This is a genomic window from Rhodopila globiformis, from assembly GCF_002937115.1.
Lineage (GTDB): Bacteria > Pseudomonadota > Alphaproteobacteria > Acetobacterales > Acetobacteraceae > Rhodopila > Rhodopila globiformis.
In genome coordinates this window covers 141,359-148,236 of the sequence record NZ_NHRY01000260.1, presented here as the reverse complement: position 1 = coordinate 148,236, position 6,878 = coordinate 141,359, and the positions used below count along the sequence as shown (strand labels likewise).

Below are 6,878 nucleotides of genomic sequence, written 5' to 3'. Positions count from 1 at the left end.
CCAATCGCCGCTCGCCGCGGACCTACGACCGCGACCTCTACAAGGCGCGCCATCTGATCGAAAATTTCTTCGCCAGGCTCAAGCAGTTCCGTGCCATCGCAACCCGCTATGACAAGACTGCCCGCAACTTCCTCGCCGCGGTCCACCTCGCCGCCGCCGTCGTTTGGCTTAATTGACGACACGCCCTAGATCACCGTGTTGATGCCGGTGACCTGCTGGAAGATGGCCAGGCCGACGCCGATGATCATCGGACGGTCCAGCTGCGACGTCTTCAGGTCCGCCAGCCGCTTGGACCGCGCCTCGCGCTGCAAGTCGCTGCGCAACTGGGACAGTTCCTCGTCCGCCGCCTGATGGTCGCGGCGCAGAATATAAAGAGTCTCCCGCGCCTCCTCGGTGCGGCCGAGGCCGGCGAGCCAGCGCGGGCTTTCCGGCAGCGGCAGCATGCCGACGAACAGCACCAGCCCCGGCAGCGCGCCCAGGCCCAGCATCCAGCGCCAGCCCTCGCCCTGCGACAGCAGGTAGCCGACGATGTAGGACACCAGGATGCCGGTCGTGATCATCAGCTGGTTGAGGGACACCAGCGCGCCACGCCGCGCCGGCGGCGCGGTCTCGGCCAGGTACAGCGGCGTCAGCATGGAGGCGACGCCGATGCCGACGCCGACCATGAAGCGGCCGATGACCAGGACCGAAAGGATGGTCGCCAGTGCCGAGATGATGGCGCCGGCGAAGAAGATCACCGCCACGACCAGGATGACGACCTTGCGCCCGAACTTGTCCGCCAGCGGGCCAGCCACCATCGCGCCGAGCGCCGCGCCGGCCAACGCGACACTGGTCACGACACCCTGCATCAGCGGGGTCAGCGCGAACGCGTTCTTCAGGAAGGGCAGGGCGCCGGAGATGACACCGGTGTCGTAGCCGAACAGAAGGCCACCGAGTGCCGCGATGAACGCGATCATGGTGTAGGACATGGGAATTTTCCTCTCCGCCCGATCCGACAACAGCGACCGTATCTTTGCAAATGACAATCCGGGACCGATGCGGTTCAACGTGGGAACGCGATGGCGAGTTCCATCCTGCCTTTTGCGTGTGTTGCCGGCGGGCGGCTCAACAGTCAGCCAGCAACGGTCAGCTATCAGGATGCCTGCCACCGCGCCGCTCGTGCAGATTGCCAGTATGCCGGACAGGATGGTGCGCCGCCCGAGCGCGACGATCTCCTGCCGCCGCGCCGGCACTATGGCGCCGAGGCCACCGATGACAATGCCCAGGCTGCCAAAATTGACGAAGCCGCACAGCGCGTAAATTAGGATCATGCGGGTGCGAGGTGAGAAGATCTCGGCGAGCAGGATGGAGAAATTCATGTAGGCGACAAATTCGTTCAGAGCCGACCCGCCATCTGACTATGTCCACATCCGTTCAAAGTCCACATTTGGAATAATATGTGTATGCGATATAGGCGACTTATAGATCCGCCCCTCATTGATCAGAACGCCGCCACCGGCATTTACAGGCGTAAATTGGGCCTTTCTGCCCGTCGGAATTCAAGACAATGAGGGGCGACTCTATGAATAGGAGTATGGAGGCGCACGAGATCAGGCAGGCTATCGTGGCCGGCTTCATCAAGTCTCGCTTCTGGAAGGCGTGGAACACGCTTAGCATCGACTGGGCAGCCCGTATGATCGACTGGGCAGCCCGTATGATCGTGTTGGCGGCCACGGTTTACGCCTTGCTTCCGGGACTATTGGGAAGAGGAAATCCTGACCGAACACACCTTCATATCGTTTTCGGTATCACCTCTCCGGTGGCTTTCGTGTACGTATTTCACAAGTATCTAAATATTCTTGTCAAGATATGGCAAAGCATGTGGGGCAAGATTCTTTACGCCATTGTTGCCCCATGCACACTTACTGCCAGTAAGGTTCTTGCAGATCAGCAGATACGAGCGCTGTTGCATGGCAATCCATCTTTGTTTCCGAGTGCTCAACAACTCATCAGCACCTACAACATCCTTTTATTTGTATTGCTTGAAGCAAACTTCATTATATGGGCTGCAATCATACTGCGTATGCTTACGGATTTTATAAGATTTGCCAGCGATATGATCGTTCGTTATGCTGCCATCTTCGGGATTATTGAACTCTTGGGGATACCCATGAAGCGCTATTCCTTCGCCAGGGCTGCCCGGCAGTTCATCGATTTTATGGCGTTGTTTTGGGCGTTTTCTTTTCTGGCGCTCCTCGTGCCGGGAGTAGAGAGCGGTTTTTGGGGCATCTTCACGGGCGGCAGACCTTTTCTGCCCGCTGAACAACTGCTGGTTTTATCGACTTTCACTCCAAATCATGATGATGTTCTGGGCAGCAAGATATGTAATAATCTCGATGTAGCGGTGCTCATATCTCCGTTTAATACGAGCGACCCAATGCCCAGGTCGGTTTTGGTGGCGAAACCGCTGTTGTCCTGGCACGGAAAGTTGGGGCGAGCCTTCAAGTATAGCCTATCGAATTGCGAACGGGCGCCCAGCGCCGGCGACAATGTGCTGCGTTGACTGAACTGATAACCGTTCCTGGTCTGCCGTTCAGATCGATTACAACTTCAGCGTGGGTCTGCTCGGATAACATCACCTGTGACTGAGTGAACTCGGACGAGCAGCATAACCAGCGGCACGTTACCACGCCGGGCGCCGAGTGCGCGCAGGTCTTGTCACGTAGTTTGGTCTATCCAGGCAAAGGGCATTAACGCGACACCCGATGGCGAACCGGTTCCAACGATTGGAAGTGGCCGGATATGGGGCGGTGCCTGCTGATAAGGATGACAGCGAGGCGGCAGTCTACCGATGATCGCGGGCGCAAGGACTATCTTTTGTCGGTCGCGTCTCTTTTCTGAGATCTTGATTGATAACCCGCGTTTGTCCAACATTTGTTACGAACTAGAGTCTGCTTCAAAAAATCGTAGTCTAAGATTATAATCTATACGGATTCAAGAATCCGAATTGACGGCAGCTCAAACGTACCGATAAGCGAACTACTCGGTTAGATGACCAGTGCGCCAGCCACCGCGCCGCTCATGCAGTTCGCCAGCGTGCCGGACAGGATGGTGCGCAGCCGGAGACTTTTTGCGCGCGGTTGATCAAGCCGCTTGCAAGGCTCGCAGCACAGCCTCCGGTTCGTTGTCGATGACCTGAATATACGCCCATGCTGCGGCATCGATCCGACGCCGCGCTTGCTCCCAATCACGCAACGTTCCGACCGGGATATGGAACCGTTCAGCGAACTCCGGCTGTGACAGCCCCAGGCGCTTGCGGACCGCTTGCAGACGCAGAGCCATGCCTTCGGTCTCCGTCAGCGGCGAGGCGTCAGGGTCGCTGGCGATTGCCGTCTCGATCTCGGCCTCGGTCATGGCATGGATCCGCTTCCAGTCAACCGATGCGTCGATCTCCTTCAGCTTCTCGGGCGTGACGGTTATTCTGACCTCTCCAGCCACTTACGCACCTCCTTTTCGTTGGTCCGGTGGACGTTGATGATGTGCGCGACGGTTCCGCGCATCGTGTAGGCGCATTGAAACCAGATACCGTTGATCTCGGCGAAGGCCTTCATCCGCTTCTCGCCATAGTCCTGGCGTTGGGTCCTCGACCTCTGCGAACAGGTTGACCAGCACACGAGCACCGAATTCCAGGGACAGGCCGTGCTTCGCAAGGTTCCTGACGTCTTTGGTGGGATCGTAGCTGATCTCCATGGAAGGATCATACGGCACGCCAGTATAATTGGTCAAGCGCCCATTGCTATCGCAGCCGGCGGCTGTTTTTGCGGGTGGCTCGTGTTGGATTGCGGGGATGGTGGCTGTGAGGCCAAGTCTCTGATCTGCCGGACGAGGCGGTCAACCAGTCAGCCAGCCAGCGCGCCCGCCACCGCACCGCTCATGCAGGTCGCCAGGGTGCCCGACAGGATGGTGCGCAGCCCGAGCCCAACGATCTCCTGCCGCCGCGCCGGCACCATCGCGCCGAGGCCGCCGATGACGATGCCCAGGCTGCCGAAATTGGCAAAGCCGCACAGCGAATAGGTCAGGATCATGCGGGTGCGATGCGAGAAGGTCGCGGCCGGCAGGGTGGAGAAATTCATATAAGCGACGAACTCGTTCAGCACGGTCTTCGTCGCCATCAGCGTCGATGCCGTCGCCGTCTCGGCCCACGGCACGCCAATCAGCCACATCACCGGGCGGAAGGGCAGGGCGAAGATCCGCTGCAGCGTCACCGCACCGCCCCCCCAGTCCGGGAACAGCCCCAGTGCCATGTTCACCAGCGTCACCAGCGCCACCGTCACCAGCAGAGTCGCGATGATCGCCGCCAGGATCGGCACGCCATCCATCGTGCCCTTCACCAGCGCGTCCAAACTGCTGTGCGGCGGGTCCTCGATCACCAGCTCCGCGCCCGGCCGATCGGAGGGGTCGAACGGCACCATCAGGGCGGCGATGGCGAGGCCGGCAGGCGTGCTGATGATCGAGGCGATCAGGATGTTGCCCAGCGCGTTCGGCACGAACGGCGCCAGGAACGAGGCGTAGATCACCATCACCGTCCCGGCCACGCCCGCCATGCCGCAGGTCATCAGCGCGAACAGCTCGCCCCGCTGCATGCGCGCGAGGTACGGCCGGACCAGTAGCGGCGCCTCGATCATGCCGACGAAGACATGCACCGCGGCGCCGAGCGCCAGCGGGCCGCCGATGCCCATCACCCGCCGCAGCAGCCAGGCGAAGCCGGCGGTGATCCGCTGCAGGATGCCCCAGTAGAACAGCAGCGAGGCCAGCGCGCTGATCGTCAGCACCAGCGGCAGCGCCTGGAACGCCAGGATGAAGCTGGCGCCGGGATGAGTCTCGGCGAAGGCCGGCGCACCGCCGCCCAGGTAGCCGAACACGAACTGCGTCCCGGCCAGGGTCGCGTCGTGCAGCGCATTGGCGCCGTCGTTCAGCCAGAACATCACCCGCGCGGAACCGGGCACGCCGATCAGCAGCAGCGCGAAGGCGATCTGCAGCACGACGCCGGCAACGACGGTGCGCCAGGGAATGCGCCGGCGGTCCTCGCTGAGCAGGAACGCCAGCAGCAGCAGCGACGCGAGGCCCGCGCCAGCCTGGAAAACGGGGCCCGCGTGCGGCATCGCGGTCAGGCGGCCGGTTTCTGGTTGAACGGGTAATAAGCGGGGAACTCGCCCACCGCCGCCATGTCCACTTCCACCATCGTCAGCCCCTTGATCGCCAGTGCTTTCGCCACTGTATCGCCAAACGTTTCGGAATGCGAGCAGCGGAAGTAGGGAATTTCCGACAAGGCCGCCAGTTTCTCCAGGTCGGGGCTTTGCAGATCGGCGTAGAACCGGCGGCCCTGCGCGGTGACGTCCTGAATGCGCTTGATCACGCCATAGCCGCGGTCGTTCATGACGATCACGACCATGTCCAGCTTCTCCTGTAACGCGGTCCACAGTTCGCCGACATTGAGGAAGAAGCCGCCGTCGCCGGTCATCACGACGGTCTTGCGATCCCCCGCGGCCGCCGCGGCGCCGATGCCCAGGCACAATCCCTGGCCGATGCCGGCGCCGACGGGATAGACGTTCTGGTTCGGCGCGTACAACGGAAACACGCGGTTTCCCCAGGTGGTGTTGTTCTGGGTGACGTCGCGCGCCCAGATCGCGTCCTTCGGCATCACCGCGCGCAACTGTCCGCTGAACGTGCCGTAGGCGCCGAGCGTATCGATATAGCTGCGTTGCGCGGTGCGCTTCAGTTCGGCGAATTCCTCGGGATAGCCGGGCGCGACCTCCAGCCTGCCGTCGATCCGGCTGGCCAGGGCGTCCAGGGTCAGCCTGGCGTCGCCGCAGACGAAATACTGGTTCGGATAGGTTCGGCCGTTGGCGCCTGGATCGGCATCGACCTGGACCAGGTTGTCCGGCAGCCTGACATTGAAGTCGTTCGTTTCATGGCCGCGCAGCCGGCATCCAACGACCAGGCACAAATCCACCGTCTTATAGAAATCGGTGATCACCGGCATGCCGCTGCCGGTCAGGGCGCCGAGGGTGCGCGGATGGTCCTCGGGCACCGTGGCGCGGCCGTTGAAGCTGGTGACCATGCCGAAGCCCATCTCCAGCAGCCGCGCCGCCGCGCCGCCCGCCGCCTTGGCGCCGTTGCCCAGCCACAGCAGCGGCCGCTTCGCCGCGACGACACGGGCGGCAAGCTCGTCCAGTTCCTGCTCCGTCGGCCGGCGCGGCGGCGGCAGGGGCAGAACGAAACCATCCAGCACCGCCGGGCGATCGATCTTCACCCGCTGCAGATCGATCGGCACCTCGACGCTGACCGGCCCCATCGGCGGGCTGAGCGCCTCGGCCGCCGCCCGCGTCAGCACGCCGAGCGCATGCTGTGCCGAGCGGATGCGGTACGCCGTCTTGCAGACCGACGCCATCATGCCGAGCTGGTCGTACGCATCGTGCACCGACCCCATCGCGCGATCGGCGTATTTCGTCGCTGTCTGGCCGGTGATGTGCAGCACCGGCGAGCCGGCGAACCGTGCCTCGATCAGGCCGCCGACGGCATTCGCCGCGCCTGGGCCGGTGGAGGACATGATAACGCCCAATCCCTGGCTGACCCGCGCATAGCCGTCGGCCATGTGTGCGCCGCCGAGTTCTCCGCGCGCCATCATGAAGCGGATGGTGTTGCGCCGGCCGATGGCGTCCAGCATCGGGATATTGTGCACCGAGGCGATGCCGAACACGGTGGTGACGCCGCACGCGGACAGGAACTCGGCGACGAGATCGCCGACGGTGTAGTCGCTGGCCATTTCGAACTCCCTTGATCCGGTAGCCGACGCTGGGACAGAGCCTGCGCGAGGTCAATCGCCGTTGGCATCGCCC

The 6,878-nt window shown here is 62.4% G+C and carries 7 protein-coding genes and 1 pseudogene; 2 read left to right on the top strand and 6 right to left on the bottom strand.

The features are described from left to right. Nucleotides 1–176 (top strand): transposase (locus CCS01_RS28275; RefSeq protein ID WP_146101497.1); only part of this gene is annotated, 176 nt, incomplete at its 5' end. A gap of 9 nt (nt 177–185) precedes the next feature. On the opposite strand, the gene CCS01_RS28270 is transcribed toward CCS01_RS28275, so the two are convergent. Both CCS01_RS28270 and CCS01_RS36250 read right to left on the bottom strand, forming a co-directional pair. Further along, nucleotides 186–968: an MFS transporter gene (locus CCS01_RS28270; RefSeq protein ID WP_170114677.1), complete on the bottom strand. Its 783-nt coding sequence runs from the start codon at nt 966–968 to the stop codon at nt 186–188. Nucleotides 969–1,199: 231 nt separating this feature from the next. Then, nucleotides 1,200–1,358, bottom strand: a pseudogene (locus CCS01_RS36250) (nucleoside transporter C-terminal domain-containing protein); the annotation flags it as partial. A gap of 215 nt (nt 1,359–1,573) precedes the next feature. Here CCS01_RS36250 and CCS01_RS28265 point away from each other — a divergent pair. Beyond that, nucleotides 1,574–2,542, top strand: a complete 969-nt coding sequence (locus tag CCS01_RS28265) for a hypothetical protein (protein ID WP_104522109.1) — start codon at nt 1,574–1,576, stop codon at nt 2,540–2,542. A gap of 581 nt (nt 2,543–3,123) precedes the next feature. Here the strand turns inward: CCS01_RS28265 and CCS01_RS28260 are convergent. The 4 genes from CCS01_RS28260 to CCS01_RS28250 all read right to left on the bottom strand — a co-directional run bounded on the left by CCS01_RS28260 (nt 3,124) and on the right by CCS01_RS28250 (nt 6,805). Next, entirely contained in the window at nt 3,124–3,393 is a 270-nt protein-coding gene (locus tag CCS01_RS28260; RefSeq protein WP_104522108.1) for a helix-turn-helix domain-containing protein, read from the bottom strand. Between the two features lie 62 nt (nt 3,394–3,455). After that, entirely contained in the window at nt 3,456–3,590 is a 135-nt protein-coding gene (locus CCS01_RS35805) for a hypothetical protein (RefSeq protein ID WP_275112978.1), read from the bottom strand. A gap of 288 nt (nt 3,591–3,878) precedes the next feature. Further along, entirely contained in the window at nt 3,879–5,141 is a 1,263-nt protein-coding gene (locus tag CCS01_RS28255; RefSeq protein ID WP_104522107.1) for a NupC/NupG family nucleoside CNT transporter, read from the bottom strand. A gap of 5 nt (nt 5,142–5,146) precedes the next feature. Further along, nucleotides 5,147–6,805: a thiamine pyrophosphate-binding protein gene (locus CCS01_RS28250; protein ID WP_104522106.1), complete on the bottom strand. Its 1,659-nt coding sequence runs from the start codon at nt 6,803–6,805 to the stop codon at nt 5,147–5,149. Between the last annotated feature and the right edge of the window lie 73 nt (nt 6,806–6,878).

Excerpts from the sequence above, each read along its gene's own strand:
- CCS01_RS28265 (WP_104522109.1), top strand. The coding sequence starts at position 1,574 with ATGGAGGCGCACGAGATCAGGCAGGCTATCGTGGCCGGCTTCATCAAG.
- CCS01_RS35805 (WP_275112978.1), bottom strand. The coding sequence starts at position 3,590 with ATGAAGGCCTTCGCCGAGATCAACGGTATCTGGTTTCAATGCGCCTAC.
- CCS01_RS28270 (WP_170114677.1), bottom strand. The coding sequence starts at position 968 with ATGTCCTACACCATGATCGCGTTCATCGCGGCACTCGGTGGCCTTCTG.
- CCS01_RS28255 (WP_104522107.1), bottom strand. The coding sequence starts at position 5,141 with ATGCCGCACGCGGGCCCCGTTTTCCAGGCTGGCGCGGGCCTCGCGTCG.
- CCS01_RS28250 (WP_104522106.1), bottom strand. The coding sequence starts at position 6,805 with ATGGCCAGCGACTACACCGTCGGCGATCTCGTCGCCGAGTTCCTGTCC.
- CCS01_RS28260 (WP_104522108.1), bottom strand. The coding sequence starts at position 3,393 with ATGACCGAGGCCGAGATCGAGACGGCAATCGCCAGCGACCCTGACGCC.